Origin of the sequence: Fructobacillus sp. EFB-N1 (assembly GCF_001038455.1) — a bacterium.
Taxonomy (GTDB): Bacteria; Bacillota; Bacilli; order Lactobacillales; family Lactobacillaceae; genus Fructobacillus; species Fructobacillus cardui.
In genome coordinates, this window is the sequence record NZ_LDUY01000031.1 from 1 (window position 1) to 16,690 (window position 16,690).

Annotated in this window: 26 protein-coding genes; all 26 read right to left on the bottom strand. The window is 40.4% G+C overall.

Translation table 11 applies throughout. The features are described from left to right. Positions 1-517: hypothetical protein (locus tag FEFB_RS07175; protein WP_047975567.1), on the bottom strand; the 517-nt coding region annotated here is incomplete at its 3' end. After that, the gene (locus tag FEFB_RS07180; RefSeq protein ID WP_047975568.1) at positions 514-3,504 is read right to left on the bottom strand and encodes a phage tail tape measure protein; all 2,991 of its coding nucleotides are present in this window, start codon (positions 3,502-3,504) and stop codon (positions 514-516) included. The genes FEFB_RS07180 and FEFB_RS07175, both read right to left, overlap by 4 nt. Then, positions 3,497-3,790: a hypothetical protein gene (locus tag FEFB_RS07185; RefSeq protein WP_047975569.1), complete on the bottom strand. Its 294-nt coding sequence runs from the start codon at positions 3,788-3,790 to the stop codon at positions 3,497-3,499. Before FEFB_RS07185 ends, FEFB_RS07180 begins: the two co-directional genes overlap by 8 nt. Before the next feature lie 80 nt (positions 3,791-3,870). Beyond that, positions 3,871-4,251, bottom strand: coding sequence for a tail assembly chaperone (locus FEFB_RS07190; RefSeq protein WP_053068979.1), 381 nt, complete (start codon positions 4,249-4,251; stop codon positions 3,871-3,873). A gap of 82 nt (positions 4,252-4,333) precedes the next feature. Further along, the gene (locus FEFB_RS07195) at positions 4,334-4,882 is read right to left on the bottom strand and encodes a phage major tail protein, TP901-1 family (protein WP_047975570.1); all 549 of its coding nucleotides are present in this window, start codon (positions 4,880-4,882) and stop codon (positions 4,334-4,336) included. Positions 4,883-4,891: 9 nt separating this feature from the next. Then, a complete protein-coding gene (locus tag FEFB_RS08640) occupies positions 4,892-5,161 on the bottom strand; it encodes a hypothetical protein (RefSeq protein ID WP_152666251.1) in 270 nt (89 codons plus the stop codon). A 139-nt stretch (positions 5,162-5,300) separates the two neighbouring features. Further along, a complete protein-coding gene (locus FEFB_RS07205) occupies positions 5,301-5,669 on the bottom strand; it encodes an HK97-gp10 family putative phage morphogenesis protein (RefSeq protein ID WP_047975572.1) in 369 nt (122 codons plus the stop codon). Next, positions 5,670-5,966 (bottom strand): hypothetical protein, encoded by a 297-nt coding sequence (locus FEFB_RS07210; protein ID WP_047975573.1) that lies wholly within the window; start codon positions 5,964-5,966, stop codon positions 5,670-5,672. Continuing rightward, positions 5,963-6,289 (bottom strand): phage head-tail connector protein, encoded by a 327-nt coding sequence (locus tag FEFB_RS07215; protein WP_047975574.1) that lies wholly within the window; start codon positions 6,287-6,289, stop codon positions 5,963-5,965. Before FEFB_RS07215 ends, FEFB_RS07210 begins: the two co-directional genes overlap by 4 nt. Positions 6,290-6,309: 20 nt before the next feature. Continuing rightward, positions 6,310-7,176: a hypothetical protein gene (locus FEFB_RS07220; protein ID WP_047975575.1), complete on the bottom strand. Its 867-nt coding sequence runs from the start codon at positions 7,174-7,176 to the stop codon at positions 6,310-6,312. A gap of 14 nt (positions 7,177-7,190) precedes the next feature. After that, a complete protein-coding gene (locus FEFB_RS07225; protein ID WP_047975576.1) occupies positions 7,191-7,742 on the bottom strand; it encodes a DUF4355 domain-containing protein in 552 nt (183 codons plus the stop codon). A 150-nt stretch (positions 7,743-7,892) separates the two neighbouring features. Continuing rightward, positions 7,893-8,732, bottom strand: coding sequence for a phage head morphogenesis protein (locus tag FEFB_RS08325; protein WP_053068980.1), 840 nt, complete (start codon positions 8,730-8,732; stop codon positions 7,893-7,895). Then, positions 8,719-10,272, bottom strand: a complete 1,554-nt coding sequence (locus tag FEFB_RS07235; protein ID WP_047975577.1) for a phage portal protein — start codon at positions 10,270-10,272, stop codon at positions 8,719-8,721. Before FEFB_RS07235 ends, FEFB_RS08325 begins: the two co-directional genes overlap by 14 nt. Positions 10,273-10,281: 9 nt before the next feature. After that, positions 10,282-11,565: a PBSX family phage terminase large subunit gene (locus FEFB_RS07240; RefSeq protein ID WP_047975578.1), complete on the bottom strand. Its 1,284-nt coding sequence runs from the start codon at positions 11,563-11,565 to the stop codon at positions 10,282-10,284. Next, positions 11,552-12,322: a terminase small subunit gene (locus FEFB_RS07245; protein WP_047975579.1), complete on the bottom strand. Its 771-nt coding sequence runs from the start codon at positions 12,320-12,322 to the stop codon at positions 11,552-11,554. Before FEFB_RS07245 ends, FEFB_RS07240 begins: the two co-directional genes overlap by 14 nt. Before the next feature lie 53 nt (positions 12,323-12,375). After that, complete coding sequence (locus FEFB_RS07250; RefSeq protein ID WP_047975580.1) at positions 12,376-12,588, bottom strand: hypothetical protein; 213 nt, start codon at positions 12,586-12,588, stop codon at positions 12,376-12,378. Then, positions 12,581-12,766, bottom strand: coding sequence for a hypothetical protein (locus FEFB_RS07255; protein WP_047975581.1), 186 nt, complete (start codon positions 12,764-12,766; stop codon positions 12,581-12,583). The genes FEFB_RS07250 and FEFB_RS07255 overlap by 8 nt, the downstream gene beginning before the upstream one ends. Positions 12,767-13,246: 480 nt before the next feature. Further along, on the bottom strand, positions 13,247-13,696 hold the full coding sequence (locus FEFB_RS07260) for a hypothetical protein (protein WP_047975582.1): 450 nt from the start codon (positions 13,694-13,696) through the stop codon (positions 13,247-13,249). Between the two features lie 35 nt (positions 13,697-13,731). Continuing rightward, positions 13,732-13,941: a DUF3310 domain-containing protein gene (locus FEFB_RS07265; protein WP_047975583.1), complete on the bottom strand. Its 210-nt coding sequence runs from the start codon at positions 13,939-13,941 to the stop codon at positions 13,732-13,734. Continuing rightward, on the bottom strand, positions 13,942-14,634 hold the full coding sequence (gene pnuC / locus FEFB_RS07270) for a nicotinamide riboside transporter PnuC (protein WP_047975584.1): 693 nt from the start codon (positions 14,632-14,634) through the stop codon (positions 13,942-13,944). It lies immediately after the preceding gene. After that, positions 14,634-15,014: a YopX family protein gene (locus FEFB_RS07275; protein ID WP_047975585.1), complete on the bottom strand. Its 381-nt coding sequence runs from the start codon at positions 15,012-15,014 to the stop codon at positions 14,634-14,636. Before FEFB_RS07275 ends, pnuC begins: the two co-directional genes overlap by 1 nt. Continuing rightward, the gene (locus FEFB_RS07280; protein ID WP_047975586.1) at positions 15,014-15,439 is read right to left on the bottom strand and encodes a hypothetical protein; all 426 of its coding nucleotides are present in this window, start codon (positions 15,437-15,439) and stop codon (positions 15,014-15,016) included. Before FEFB_RS07280 ends, FEFB_RS07275 begins: the two co-directional genes overlap by 1 nt. 22 nt (positions 15,440-15,461) lie before the next feature. Then, entirely contained in the window at positions 15,462-15,623 is a 162-nt protein-coding gene (locus FEFB_RS08815) for a hypothetical protein (RefSeq protein ID WP_161795112.1), read from the bottom strand. Then, entirely contained in the window at positions 15,623-15,820 is a 198-nt protein-coding gene (locus FEFB_RS07285) for a hypothetical protein (protein WP_047975587.1), read from the bottom strand. Before FEFB_RS07285 ends, FEFB_RS08815 begins: the two co-directional genes overlap by 1 nt. After that, the gene (locus FEFB_RS07290; protein ID WP_047975588.1) at positions 15,821-16,246 is read right to left on the bottom strand and encodes a hypothetical protein; all 426 of its coding nucleotides are present in this window, start codon (positions 16,244-16,246) and stop codon (positions 15,821-15,823) included. It abuts the gene before it with no gap. Then, a partial coding sequence (locus FEFB_RS07295) for a hypothetical protein (protein ID WP_235271975.1) occupies positions 16,246-16,690 on the bottom strand: 445 nt, incomplete at its 5' end. The genes FEFB_RS07290 and FEFB_RS07295, both read right to left, overlap by 1 nt.

Sequence of the window (16,690 nt, forward strand, 5' to 3'; positions counted from 1 at the left end):
TCATTAAATCAAGGTCACGCTTTCCGTCAATCTGGTACGAGAATGGCTGAATGAAGTCATTATCGAAATCAAAGGTGTCCCAGTCATCATAGTTATCAATACTACTGTTGTTCTTGATTGCGAACGGGTATAAATCAAACTCGACATTAATAGTCAGTGTGTTGTATGTTGAGTCGTCATCAACCTTAACACTCTTAGCTTTTCCTACCCAGTAATAGCCCTTGTCATGCGTGTCGTATAGCCGTTGGTCAAACGGTGACATAATCAAGCGCTTTACTTTATTTTCAAGCGTTTTACGGTCACTATAATTCAATTTATACGCTCTAAGCTGATAAGTAATGGTCCGTTGCTCGTAGAATCTTTCGCCAGTTATTGTTGAAAAATCTAAAATACCGTTTGCATAGCTTAAGTTCTCTGTTACCGTCTTTTCGGCTGGTGTAGGAGCATCCCGATTTAATAAATAGAATCCATAATCTGATGAATTAAATTGCCCGAATTGAATGTATTCAGAACTCATAATCTATTCCTCCGATCGTTCGTCATGACGTCTCCAAGAGCACCGTTATAGTCATTAACAGTCGCACCAACCAACTTGTCATTATTCATTGAAATGACATGACCATTCTTAACCGCTTCAACAACATCATTAAGTTTATTGCTGATTAAACTGTCCGATTGCATCTGCATAGTCTGACCAATTTTACCGTCAACTCTCATATTGCCAGACTGAATATTACTCATGTCTTCTGAAAGAATTGGGTTCATTTTGAATTTCATATCAACTGTTCCGAGTTGAGCTGCATCTAGTGCGCTCTGGGCCATGTCATTGATTGATTCTGTTACACGATATGCATTATCGTTAATACCGTTTTGCATCCCCATCATTGTAAATTGACCAATAGCAGCAAACTCACGAGATGGTGAATGGATTCCGAGGGCTCCCTTAACGCTTTTAAGAATATCCTTAGCGACTTTAACTGCTGCTTCAACAGCTTCCTTGGCGGCATTTGCGATACCTTTTACCAGTCCCTTAATAAGGTTAATTCCAACATCAATAAGATCAATTGATTTAATACCTTTTTCAACTTCTTTTGAAGTATCTTTACCTTTGCTGTTGGCCTTGCTAAATCCTTGGAATATTCCGCTAATAAACGTTTCGAGCAAAAGAGCTCCAGACCCAAGAATTTCGCCAAGCGCCTGTCCTACGCCGTTTACAAATGACAAAACAACATCAATTGCTTTATCAACAATTTTAGGCATCGAATCAACAATACCTTTAATAAAAGCAAATACTAAGTCAATTCCAGCATTAATAATTTTAGACAAATTATTAGCTATGCCTTCAACCATCGCAACGATAAAGTTGACTGCCGCTTCCATAAACTTAGGAACATTAGCGGTTAAGGCGTTTAGAATGTTAACAATCATATTTACAAATGAAGCAATGAGTTTAGGTGCCTGTTTTGCAATCCCATCAATCATACTAATCAGCATATTAACGAATGATTGAATGAGAATAGGCACATTCGTCGCCAACGTTTGAACGAATTGAACAATGATATTAACAAATGCAGCTACAATGAGCGGAGCATTGGCGGAGATAGTTGCCAAAAAACCAACAATCATTAATGCAAATCCTTGTCCCATAGAAAGCATAATTGATTTTATATTCTGGCTCGCTGTATTAGCTGTATTCAAAACGTTAATTAAATTAGCAATAGAATTTACTAACAGGCTAATTCCTACTGCCGCAATACCAATTCCAGCACCAGCCATCAAAATTGCCGCTCCAAACGATAACGTTACAGCAGCTAATCCAATCATTCCAGGTAAAGCCGCACTTAATGCAGGGCCAAATATTGCAAATACTGCAACAAGTGCAGAAATAGCAATCGTCACTCCAGCGAGGGCGATTATTCCCGATGTTCCCGTCTTAGCTAATTGAGTAATAGATAATACAAGAGCAGCAAATCCAACCGTTACTAAAGCTAGACCATCTCCTATTTCAAGAACCGCTAATCCCATCTGCATCATATCTTTTGCTGATGTTTTAGCAGCGCCACCAACTGCTTTTGTCCCTGCTGCTGCAGGGGCAGAAGTTGTGGCAACCGTAGTGTTAGCCCCACTAAGACCAAACATTTTAGCAATGAGTCCAAAAATAGTCTTCGTCATCCCTGACATTACTTTTACTGTTCCAGATATTGCCGAACCAATCTTACCAACGTTAACTAAGAATCCTCCTGCAGCCGTGATAGCAGGGCCAATTGCTGGAGACAATCCAACAAATCCTCTCGTTACCTTAGCAATCGGATTATTGCTTTGTTCAGCCCATTGAATTGTGGAATTGGTCATATCAATTAACGAACCAGTCACGCCTGATTTGCTTGCCATCGACTTATTTCGAAGTGATTCCCAATTTCCACCAATTTGTTCGATTTTAGAACCAACATTCTTCTGCATTTCGTTGGCCTGGCTGTTAAGAAAATCAGTTGATACCTGTCCGTTAGCAGAGGTAGTCTGCATCTCTTTAGAAAATGCTGTCCATGACGTTGTTGTATTGCCAGTTTTGTCATTGATGGAATCCAGCAACGGCAGAATCGCTCCCATCCCTGATGTTCCGAACATGTTTTTCAAAGCCGCTGCTTTATCACTAGAACTCATTCCATCCATTTTTTGAGATATTTCGGACAATATCTGTGGGAATTGCTTCATGTTTCCTTGCGCATCAGTAAACGTAATTCCCAATGCACTCATTTGCTTAGCAGCGACCTTGCTTGGAGCTTGCATCATGAGCATGGCGTGGTTCAAGTCTTGTGAAGCCTGTGCAGCACTAAATCCACGATTGGTAAGCAACCCAATTGCAGTTGAAGTATCTTGCATGGAAACACCAGCATTTGAAGCTGTACCACCAATAGTAGCCAATGCTTGCTGCATAGATCCAATAGAGGCGTTCGACAGATTGGCTGTCTGTGTCAAAATAGCGGCTGCCTGTGATGAACCATCAAGGCTTTTACCCCAAATGTTCATTGACTGTTGAACAACACCAGCAGTCGTCTGCAAATCTTCTCCAGCAGCAGTAGCTGCACGAGCAATAGATGGAAATTCTTCTTTAATCGTACTGATTGATGCTCCGTCGCGAGCCATGGCAACCATAGCATCAGCGGCGGCTTGGGCACTAAGAGGCAAATCTGCCCCCATTTTATTAGCCATATCAGATAATCCGCCAATATCTTTAGCTGTTCCTCCAGCAATAACTGCTGCTTGGTTTAAACTTTGTTGAAAAGTTCCAAATGATTTTAGCGACGTAACGCCTAACGCAGTCGTAGCTGCACCAATTCCTAGCATTGTTTTGCCGATTGGCTTTACAGTGCTTTCAATATTATCCATGGAACTTTTAGCACTTGCTGCAAAGCGTTCCATTGTATTGATTGCTGACTGTACACCAGCCATTAACCCAGCAACGTTGGCATCATATATTGCTGTTACTTGCCAATTTTCAGCCATTTAACCTCCTTTCCAGCTTATCGAGTAAGCTCATGTCTGTTTTTTCAGCATCACCTATATCAGCTTTAACAACGGCTGGGTTATAACGAGACTTAATCTTTTTCATCATTTTTTTAGCGCCATTTTCATAAAGCTTTTCAAACGTGTTATATTTCAAGTCATTTCCGCTTGCTGTTGTTTGTTGCGACTTCATCGTTGCCCAGGCGATCTCATAATGATCCCTTGATTTATCTACTCGTTTCAACTCATAAGCTTCGACTTGTAATTGATACTCTGCGGGTGTCATTTGTTCAATTTCGCTTAATCTCGAAACATTGAACCAACGAAGCCCATTAACTAATATTTCATGATACTGTTCAGCACTGTTTAATCTTGTTGTTGTGCTAACCGAGCTGTTACCGCTGCTTGATTTGCTTCGAGTTGGGCTACCATAGTTTTCGTAAATTTTCCCTCTTCAAGCGCTTTCTTAACTTCGTTAGAGATAGCATCGATATCTGTTCCATCATCTTCAAAAAATTCATCGAGATCTGATGTTGTTAGGCTTCCACCTGCCGCATGATTAGCAGCCTTCAAAATATCAGATAAAGCGGTCAGCGAACCCATCCCCAAAAACTGAGTCATTGTCATTTGAAGACCCATGGCAAAATTCATTCCATATTGAGATACTTCTTTAAATTTATCCATTTCTCGAATAAATTTCATTCCAAAACTAAACGTTTGAGTTTGACCGTTAACTGTAAATTCCATTATTAATTCTCCTATTTTCGTGTTTATCTACTATTGGGCTTCTCACCCCATTCGAACGTATAGCCGTTGTCGCTATATTCACTTACTTTGTTGGCGTTGGTGCCGATGAACTATTTGACGTCTCATTTTCTGTTACCTTACCAAGTTGAATGAATTGGACTCCCTTGTCCTTGTCATCGTCTAGGTTCAAGACCACTTCGCCAGAAGCTGCGTATCCGCCTTCAACAGAAGCTTCAATCTTCAATGAAACAGAGTTATCAGAGTCTCCAGTTTCTTCAACCGAAGTCATTACAGCCGTCATCGAACGAGCAACATATGTTCCAGTCTTTGTTCCTGGGGTATCTGTGTAGACAATCCAGAATTGTACGTTCTTGCCGTCGTTAAAGGCATTGTCAAGCTTCGTTACAATTTCTTGCTTAGATGCTAACAATTCCAATGAGAACGTAGCTTCGACAGCTCCGCCCTTCAATACTTTTCCAGTTTTCGTGTCTTCCGTCTTTGAATCCTTAGACCGCTTATATGAGTAAGTTGTTTGATAAGCAACCATCACTCCACTAGCATTTGCTTGGTCTTCTTCAACACGAGTAAAAACCAGCGCCTTACCACCAGACAGTGTTTTCAAGTCTGCCATTTTTCCTCCTTAATTGACTCGATATGTTAAATCGAGTGTTCCGTGTAGTAATCTCAAATTGTCTTCTTGTTCCAGCGTTACCGAATTAACGGTATACCTAGTATCTAAAGCAACTTGATAATCTCCTACTGTGTTAATTCCAAGAGCGTGGTCATAAGTATCAGACATCACTTCTTCCAATTGGTCCCTACCATCGCCAATATCAGCAGATACAAACAAATGAATCGTGATAGATGGGCGGGAACGCAAAACGTCTTTAGTTGGAACGTCTTGCGACATTGAGTAATCCCCAATGCAAATTAGTGGCGTGTCAAAATTCTCATCATTTAGCTCTGGGACTGTATTAAAAAAGCGGTCTCCGTACTCGTCGTACAGATAACCGCCAATATCTTTGTAAATCGCATAATCTGGCTTTGCTCTAAACATGTAGCACCGCCTTTAAATTACCAATAAACACATTCTTATGTGCCTCGAACGCTTGATACATGAACAACTTCGGCTTGATATACTTGGTCCCGTTTTCTTGAGCGTATCCGTAGTTAAAATTACCGTTATACACATCAGCAGAAACAATTCCACGTATATGCCATACATTCTTGGTAATAGTAACTTTCGTCTGCCGTCTCAAAAATCCAGTCTTAACGGGTTCAAGCCGTTGTGCTTGTTGCTGTGTACTAGCAGCCGTTGAACGAATCAAACTTTCTACTTGTTTTGGTAGTGCAGCCATCAACTTATGCTGACCAGAGATAAACTTGTCAGCACCTACTACTTTCATTTCAGATGCCATTTATCCCTCCTTTAAACGAATAGATGAGCGAATACCAACTGTCTGTCGTTCCTGAACCTCGTACTTCTTGCCATCAATCAGGCAATAATCAAAGTATGGCAGCGTGCCCACAGAGCGAATGACCTTTTCTCCGTATGAAACAACGCCATACTCACGATATGACTTAGCAGCACTTAAATTGGTTACATTAACCGTCACTTCGGATACTAACTCGTCGTCGCTCTTTTTATGAGGATTTCGGGGGTCTTGTGTCCCTTTGCTTTTGACATACAGCGAAACCTTTGTAGCTGCATTCATAGAAACATCACCCGACCTCTCTGCCGTCCAGCAACGTTCCCAGTTCTGTATTCGTCAATCTCATCCTTAAATTTAGTAAAGTCATCGTCCTGGAAAACTAGCGTTAATCCGTCTTGACCAGCCGATTTCATCCCCTCATTACCAATCCGAGAAAAACGAGCTGCCACAACTTCATCTACAATGTAGCTGAACTTTGGTGGAATATTGGTATCGTTTGGTAGTCCAAGTAAAACAGACAAACGACCCTTCACGTTTTTTTCGATAATATCAAGCTTTTCATCAACTGTGCTCTTAGGGTCTAAGAGCTTCGAATAATCACTCATATTAGCCCCCTTTCAGCTAATTACTTTCCAGTTGCAGTAGATGATGGCTTCGTGTATCCAGCCGTCAAGATGGCCTTCTTGTTGACATCAGAAACCCAGGCACCATACTTTCCAGCTCCTTGCAATTCAACTCCCTTGAAACCGGAAGCATCCAACGCACGAACAACATTAATTCCCAAGAATGCCTTGCCAATACCATCAGGCAAGAAAATAATATTAGCACCACCCATGTATTGTTCAGGTACTTGAGTAATAGTAATGCCCTTCAACTTCATCGCACCATTTTCATCAATGTTAACTGCTGATCCCTTAGCAGTTGTCGTCAATGTGCTATCAACAATAGCGTTGTACGTTTCTGGATCAACATAGGCACGAATTGGTGCTGTCACTTCCAAATTAGTATACTTAGCAGCCGCCTTCCCAAATGTCTTAACAACATCAGATACAGAACCCAAGTCTTCGGATGAAGAATCCAACAACTTTTGGCCAAACAACTTGTTAAATTGGCGGACCTTAGCTTGTGCCTGTGCATCCAACCGGTCTGCTAATGCTGACTGGAAATCAGCGTTCAAAGTGAAATCATCCAAACCTTCGTGCATTGTCCATGTTCCATCATAAGGAACTTCTTCATCCTTATAAGTAACTTCTTGCATTTGACCGAAACGAGTAGAATTACCAGTTCCAGTACCAAATGCAACATTAGGATCTGTGCTGTACTGTCCAATAACTACTGGCATATCTGATGTCTTCAATGCGAACATCTTAGCATTGTTTGAAACACCGTCAATTACTTGCATTTCACCAAATGCTGGTTGGAATACTGACTGTGAGCGGAATACTGATTGTGTAATTCCCGCAAATTGCTTTTCAAAAATTTGTTCTGCCATTTAAAGGCCTCCTATTATTTGTTGTATTTCTTCATGATCTTACTAAATGGATCATCTTCATCAGTTAGTGTTGAAGCACCACCCTTTGGCTTGCCAGTGCCTTGCAACTTCTGGTTAACCTCTTGATTAACTCGCTCAGCAATCAACCCATCAAGGATCGTGATGGCCTTGCTGATTTGTTCAGCATCTCCAATCGAAACAAGGGTTTCAGCTAAATCACTCGGCAAGTTTTTATCAGCCAATTCATCACGTACACTGGCAGTAAGTTCTCGCTTATTCAATGCTTCTTCACGGGCCTTCATTTCTTCTTCCTGTTTCTTAGCTGCTTGGTCTGCCTTCTCTTGTGAGCTCATCTTGGCTAATTTCTCGCCTTCTGATTTCGCTTCTTCCAACTTGTCCTTCATGGATTCTTCCCACTTAGCACGAGCTTTCGCCACTCGACGTTCTGCCTCTTGTTCAGCTAATTTGTTAGCCTCCTCTTGCGACAGAGTTTGTGTTTCTTGTTGACCTTCTCCACCTTGTACTTCGGTTTCTTGGTCAACTTGCGTATCAACTTCTTGCGACATGTCGTCCTCCTAAAATAAATGCACAGTAGCTTGCACAGTTTCCACCATATGGCACAACCTCCACTCGCTACTCCGTTGTTATGGTGCTTTTAACGACTTCCCAGGTCGATTTATGTACTAAAAAAGCACTCACAATCAAGTGAATGCTTATTAATCGTCGTATACTGTTGTGTCTGACTCGTCGACAGCGACTACCGAGCAACGGCAGTTAGGGTGTTTTGGAATCACATAACGACCCGAGCCAAAGCTGCTTGCTTTGAACTGCTTGCCGTCTAACTCCATACATAACTGACACGAACCAGCGCCTGCCACCCATTCGAGTTTCTTGTATCCAGCAGACTTAATTGACTTGACTTGCTGTTCAGCGGATACTCTAGCACCCTCTGTACGAAGAATACGTTCCGCCTCATACCGTGATACACCGTAACGTTCTTTAATCTGCTTGGTACAGGTCGTAGGGTTCTGGCTATCTAATAAGGACTCACGCAAGATGTTAGACATATCAGTCCGTAGCCGTGTTTGATTACTCCAAATACGGTCAGACCATTTAACGCCCTTGATACCTTGGTCAATGATTTTCTGAGTAATCTCTTGTGCAGCCGTGTCATATACTTTTCGTCCAAAATCAGCCGTTACTTTGACCTCATTCTTAAGTGACTTGCCAACATAACTAATTGCCTTCAGAGCCACAACAGAAGTAAACACCATCAGCGCATACTCTAATAACTGATCAACGTTGTTAACCTGTACCGTCTTAATACCATTTTGGATAGCGTAATGGTCTATCTCACTAACCAACTCACTATCTGGATATTGTGAGTAATCTGCCTGGTCGAAATCATCGTACTCATCATTAAAGCTGCCCCACCAAGCTAAGAAGGCTTGCTGATTGTTGGCAATCATCTTGTTAAGCTCTTTAACCGATTGATTATCAGCCCTTGTTCTCTGGTTGGAAAATTGTAGTCCTAAATCATGATTACTCATCATCATCTTCATCACCTAGCTGTGAGGTTTTATCCTGCAAGCGCTTCATTTCATCCTGCATGGCGTTCATCGGCTCATTTTCACGCTCTCGCATGGTTTCAAGTTCACTAGTGTCAATACCAGGGGCGTAACGGTCTAGGTACTCCTTAGGGAAACTAGCGCCTGATTGTTGCAATACTTGAATAGTAGCCACATCATCAGTTGGCAAATTGTCAGTGAACATGAAGTTGATGTTTTGATAGTCCAACTGCCATGGTCCAGAGGCTGCCTTTTCTAATTTTTCAACAATGCCATAAATTTCGCTTAGTCCCTTTGAAAATGAACGTCTCTTTGTCTTGGCTAATTGAATAACACCTAGCTGTTTGTACTGCATGGCAACACCAGAAGCATTACTTGCGAAGTTTTCATCTGATACATCAGGCGTGCGAGAGAATGAATGAATGTTCTTATACAGTCGGCTCTTGTAAGCTTCAACACCAGCCGTGTCATATTGCTTATGGATATAATCAGCGGAAACCGTTGTTTGTTGACCGGTTCCAGTAGAACCAGATTTCAAGAAGAGAGTACGAGCTTCTTTAATACTTGCCATTAGCTTCTTTTTTTGTTCAGCCAACTTTTCTAAGTATTCTTCATCATCTGGATTGCCAAACAAATCAGCACCATCGAGCAAATCATCAATGTCACCCTTAATAACAAGCATGGCATCGTTGCTATCCTGCATGTAGTTAGCCGTGTCAGACTGTGCTGCGTCATAAGCATCAATCAAGCTAATAACACCATCGAAATCACCCAGTCGTTGGGTATTATTCCAAAATTCAACAACTGGAAGCGTGGATAATTGGTCCGTTTTAGCCACATCATACCCATTAACAACTGTTCCATCAGCAATCGCTACAGGGTTACTAATATTGTATTCGCTATCTGTCCACGTCTCAATCATATACGGTTGATAATTTAGGTCGTCATTAATCTTTGACTGTTCCGTATAGCGAACAGCCATAATTGGCACTGGGTCTACGTCATTTGAATAGATCATGAACGTGTTAGCAGGACTAAGTCGAGTAATCTTCTCGACATCCCCATCACGGTAGACATTAGCAAAAGCTCGCCCATACTTGGACATATCAGAAAACAAGTCATAAAAGAGTGAATTCACACCATTTTCATGATTAATCTTGTCTAACTGCTGGTGTTCATCTTCTTGCCCATTATGGTCTTGATCAACGCTAATGTTAATCGGGTTCCCAACCGAAAAGGCGGTATGAAAGTCGACAATTTCTTGAGCAAAAGGGTGCCCTAATCGCACATCAGCCCCATATTCATCAATACGGCGACTCACTTCACTGTTAATATTGGTATTAATACCCTTGTAATAGCTATCAAGATTAATTAGACGTGGGCGTTGCTTGTTGTAATGGTGCATGATGAACTCGCCCACACGCTTTGGTGTTAAGTTATCAAGGTCTTCTTGATACTGCATTAAAGCATGGTGCAAGTAACGTTCTGCCTTTGTTTGATAGCTATCATTTGTTTCCAAAATTGCCATATATTACTCCTATCGCAGTCCTAAATCATTGACTGCTTGTACTCGTTCTTGGTAATTCATGTATTTTCCCTTGCTGTTGGTGAAGATGATTGGTTCTAGCGCATACCCTAATGCTTGGATAGCGTGGTCGTCACCGTCTTCTGGTTTGTTCAAAAACTTACCGAACTTGTCTTTCTGATAAGCGAAGGTGCTCATTTCATCAACTAAGTAACTAGCGCTTGGGTGAATGTGGTACTTAAAGTTCTTCATAAACTCCATGCGCTGAACAACGGAATCTTTTCCTTTACCAACAGGAACAATCGTTTTAAGACCCTGTGCGTGAAGTTCTCCAATCGTTCTTGGTTCTGCACTATCGCCATACACCTTGCCTCTTAATGCGCCATTACGTGCTAATTTACGAGCCATAGGTGCACTTAACATCCCCGTCTCGTAAAATCCATCATAGACGTATATATCATGGTCTTTTACTACTGCTTTAACGAATGCAGTAGGGTCATGTGTGAAACCAAAATCAAGTCCCATGATATGACGGCCTTGAATCTTGCTGACATCGAAGTCTTCGAGATTAAATAGACCTTCAAAGACAAGGCCTTCAGCAATGCCCCATTCGCCATCAACAGCGACTCTGGCACGATTAGGGTTGCGCTTCTTCAACTCCATCATGTTGTCAATGAATTGTTGGTCCAAGTGGCTGTTGTTCTTATAAGTGGTCGTAAAATTCAACACGCCATTTCGCTTGGTCTCCTCATCAAAGAACTCTTCTTTCAACCAGTGGCGTTCTGACCAAGGGTTAAAAGTGAGAACATGCTGATAATATCCCCCATCAGGCAACTGGCCACGAAGTGATTCAACGACTGTTTGGAAGTCTTCACGACTTTTAAGCTCATATGCTTCTTCCCACCACGCTCGGCACAAATATCCGTTCTCGGCACTAATAGACGTGATTTTCAACGGGTCATCCATGCCTCGAAAGTAAATCTTCTGGCCTGTTGATTTCATGGTAATTTCAAGCGGACTAACAGTGAATTTAAAAAGGTCACTCAACCCTAGTAGATTGATGACCTTTTTCAGCGTGTTATATGTCGATTCCTTATTCGTATTCTGATACTGCCTGATAACTAACCAATTCACATAAGGTAATCGCAACATCTCGTAAATAACGTTATAGGACTGCGCCCACGATTTACCAGAACCACGAGCGCCCTTAATGGCAACAAATGGATCATGACTGGAAAATAATTGATAATATGACCGGTCAACTGATTTATGAAAGTTTAAATCAATCTTCGTCATGCTTTATCTCCTCGAATGAATCCATATTGATAATCATCTCGCCATTGTTAGTGCCACTATCAAAGACACCCTTTCCATTAAGGTATTCAAGCAACTCCCTACGTGCTTTATTGCGGTCATGCAACTCAACGATTGGACCATCTTTGCCGACTGTAACTTTTTTGACCGCCCAACTATCAACCGAGTCACTATCTTTCAGTGCAACCCATGACTTATGGCGTGTATATTGCTTATTGCTCTCTTCGTCAACTGCTTTAAAGTCATCAGAACCCCAATCAGCAAAGTCACGAATGTCTGCCCTGGCCTCTTTAGCCATGTCATCAATCAACTCAAAAACGCCTATGCCGAGCTCTGCTAATCGAGCCTGGCGTAGACGTTTAATTTCTTTTTGAATTGCAACATTTTGCAACAATCTCTGACCAGCAGTCCCAGCTGTTTCATAAGTTACACCGTAAGCATTAATATAAGCATGTGTCGCATTGGAAAGCCTGACATACTCGCTAACGAAGGCTTTTTGCTTGTCATTAAGACCACTATCTTCTAGCTCTTGAATAGCTGGATGTAGCTCTTTTTTGGTTGCAACATTTTGCGACTTGGTTGCAACTTTTTTATTAGAGGTTGCAACCTTGGTTTCATCTGCCCAATAACGAGACTTCCAAGACTTAACTGTACTTAGACTAACATCATACTTCTCTGCAATCTCCTTATACTTCATACCAGCTAAGTAATCTTGCTTAGCTTCATCCCGTTTTGTCATGTCATTGTTGCTCCTCCTTTCTTTTTAAATTTATGTACTAAAAAAGACATCAATTACTCAATGTCTAATTCAATATAATGACATCCGTCTGAATACAAATTATCATAAGGACTATCGTAAATTTCAGGCTTGTTATTGTCATTTACATACTTTTCAGCATCTTCTTTTTTGTTGAACACTTTCACTGGAGTTTCTGTTGGGATAGCGTCACCGAATCCGCCATCTTCATCAAACTCTTCAACAATTACGTAACACTTCTTAATCATCCAACCACCTCATATGCTTATGGTAATTAATCGCACCGTTTCGAAATCCAGCCCGCATGTTAGCGTGTCGATAATTATGCTTTTCTGGTTGATCGTCAGTAATGGTAGCAAACTGATTATTTACTTTAGTTGCTTGTTTCTTATGACGTTGTATTCTGATTTCTTTGTCTTCATACATAATGAATTTCTCCCAATAAAAAAGGTTATTTCCATTTTGGAAATAACCTTTACGTATTACAGAAAATAACTTCTCTGTAATCACACAACAAAATGGGAAATCATTGGCTAATATTCTATCTCACTAGATCACTAACCCATGACATTGTAACGCTAATTGCCATAAACAGCGCTCCACCCATCAACAAGCAACAACACAAATATGATGATACAGTTGCCATTCGTTGCACAGTTTTATTAACATCCAGTCCCGTAAATTTCTTCATAATTTCCTCCTTATTAACAGGGCTGTATTAATCTTACTTTAATTTCATAAAAAAGTCACTAAATACTTTTTTATATTATTCACGTCAACTATTACAGGTTAACTATTTTTTTCAAAGGAGTCTAGGTTTTTTCCCACCTATCTATGTGTACTTATACCTAAATAAGCACAATATCAATATACCATCTCAACCAACACCCTATCCCCACTGTTTTACTACTGGTTTCCCACTGTACACGTAAGTTTTAAAAAACTTTCACTCCACAATGCGAATCTGTAATAAGCAGTTTCCAACAACTTTTCGACGTTGCTGGGCGAATAACCAATCGTTTCAGCCAAATCAATCAAAGGCAAACATTTGAAATGGCGTAAATAAATCACACGAGCATACCGGTCATCCATATTATTCAACGTCACTCGTATCAATTTAACTGTTTTTTTGGCGCTTTGATTACCAATTAATTCCACAACTGCTTTGTCAACATGATTGCCATCGTCATGGCTCATTGGCATATCACTAATAACTGGCGAATGATAGAGAGAGTCAACGTTTGATATTTGTGCTAAATCCATCAAATCTTTAAATTCGCTTGGCTTATTGACTGCAAGCGGATTGCCAAAGAAATCAGATACATTTTTGATTGTCTGCTCACGATCGTACCGCACATCATCCCCCTATTCCTATTCGACCATTAACCAAATCATTCAGAATACCCCGCAATCATGTAATCCAAATACTCACGGCATTTTTTCAAGTCTTCCAGTCCGTTTTTCTTCTTGTACCTGATGAGATACTTCAGGGCGTTGCCTTCGTAAAAATCAAGGCCAAACTCATTAATGACATCAAACACTTGCATACCAGATTGACCGGTATAGCGTTCTGGATTTTTCAACTTCTCCGCCTGTCCCATCTACTTACTCCAAACCGATACGAAACGTCCATACAGCGCTGTCATCAAGTAGAACGCCATCGTCAACAACATTGGCAATGAACTTGCGGAATATCCAGCAGACAAAGCAGTAAACCAAAGCGCAATATTGACAACGTCAGCCATCAACCACAATGTGTAGCTGTCACCATACCCCAAGAATACATACATTGATGCAAACGCACCGATTACCAACGTCAATGAGTCCCATGCTGGGTTAGTGTCGCCTAACCAAGTGTAAACAACGATAAGTGGAATCCAGATGATGAACATCAACGCCACTGTTGACATCCAGTTCCCGATACTCAAATGCTTCACGCCGTTCTTGATACGGTGTCCCCAATTCTTCCACGTCACAATCAGTGGAATATCAATCAAGGACACGAACACTAACTGATCTAGCACACTGGCATAGTGTCCAGCCGTCCAATTTACGTAGATGAAACCAAGTGCGCTAATAAGTCCAAGAAGGCCATTGATAGGCTTGCCAATCATCATGTATACCGTACATGCTGACCCAACCAACGTTGCTACTAGCGTGATAATTGATAGCCAAGTAATAGGTGCCACCAAGAACAGTGCCAACTGCACGCCAACCATGAACGCCAGCATTACCGCTCCAGCTGTGTTCAATGACTTAATTTCTGTACCCAACCACTTAATATAATTTTTCATTATTTCCCCTCCAACAGTTCTGGATTCTCGTGAATGTTGCCAATCACTTCAATGGTGTGCTTATCGTTAGCTGCCCAATACTCCTGACGTGCAATAGATTTTCCAAAATTAATGCAGTAGCCAAACTTAGGCCTGTACTCGATATAACCAACCTTGTCATCAGGCGACAAGATGACAACATGCAACTTTACAACATCGCCCTCATAGATTTCTTGGCCATTCTTGTCGTACAGTCCTGTGTATTGTTCTAGTATCACCTCTGTCGGGCAGTACATTTTTTCATCACGGGTTCGAATATATTTTTGTTTGAAATTGATTTCAATAAAATCAATATATTTTTTCTTATTTTTGTCCCACGCTCTTAACACAATCTCTCTCATCACTCAACCTCTTCCTTGCTTAATTTTTGAAGCTGTTCAGCCAAATATTCAGCACCCTCTTTTGCGCCCATTTCATTTTTGGTTATATGAGCATCGTCAAATCCGATTACCTTAACTGATTTTTGTTTCATAGCCTCAATGCCTTTTAAGTCATAATCCGAGAGCTCTTTATCATCAAAGTATGGTTTTTGGTCTAATCTTAACCATATTTGTTCCCCATCAAGCTCTGATATATAACCGCTAATACTAAGTCCATGAACTGGTTCGGTATCGATATCCTGGTAAAAATCATCTGTATAATCATTTGGAAAATTATCGGGGATAATTACATAACCATTTTCAGAATATGGGCCAAATTTTGTTAGCGTATCAAATGGCTTTAGCGCTGGTTTTTTTGATTTATTTGCCATATCTAAATAGTCCATCAATCCACCTCGTCCATTTCGTTCATAAACGTTTAATAGTCATCTCAAATTTAGACCCGTCTTGTAACGTAAATGGCGTTGTTTTTCCTTCGATTTCTTTATCGCTAAGAATTGTTTTCAATGATTCCAGCGCTGCGTTTCCCAACATCATTTGAATTTCTAATGCGTTGCCAAAATTGTTCATCACTCCACCTCTTCATATCCCAATACGTACGCTTCGGCAATGTCATCAAAATCTACTTCTACTAAATCGTCATCAGATAATTCATCGTACAAAGCGCTTTTAACAACTTTTCCAAGTCCGATTTCTTCCAAGATTTCAAGCAGTTCAGCTTCTCGCTTCGTCAATTTTGGTTGTGATTCAAACGTTACTTTTGCCACTTATTCCACCTCTTCCTTTTCATACATGTCTGGATTGTATCCAGCTTCGATGACTTCTTTTTCGGTAAACTTTTCATCGTATTTGACAACTTCGTCCTTATAAGCTGATAAGGTAATCAATCCTTCATACGTTTCTAGGTAAATGTCATGTCCGTATCGATCAGTCTTCTTATATCTCCAGTAATACTTCTTCTCTTTTTCAACAAATTGGTCATGTGCCCAGTCTCGATATTTCGGAAGTGCGATTAAAACAAGCTCTTGATTTAAATCTTTAATTTTTCTTCTTTCTACAGTTTCGTTGTAATAAATATAATCATAAATATTTTTAAGATTAACGGGTGCACCCAAGGATTTGTGTTGTTCAAAATATAAGTCAGCAATTTCAACAATCTTCTGATACTCTTCTTCAGTAAATTTTTTAGTCATCACTCAACCTCTTTCCGGTCGTACATGTCGGGATTGTATCCAGCTTCAATAACTTCTTTTTCTGTGAACGAATCAAATGTTTTTGAATGAAAGCCTGGTACAATTAGCCCACTATCTTTCTCAAGATACCAAGTATCACCATCTTCATCAGTCTTTTTATACTTCCAAATGTAATTCTTCTCTTTTTCAACAAATTGGTCATGCGCACAGTCACGAGTAGTTGGATTAGCAATCGCAAAAATCTCTTTCCATTCGTCGATAAAATCAAGTTCGCCAAATAGTTCATCCTGCATTTGAATCAATAAATTAGGATTCATCAAACCCATATTGTATTTTTCTTTTAACTCATCAAAGCAATCAACAATCTTCTGATACTCTTCTTCAGTAATTTTTTTAGTCATAAATACCCCTATACCAATTTCTATTACCAGTAATTTAAGTTGT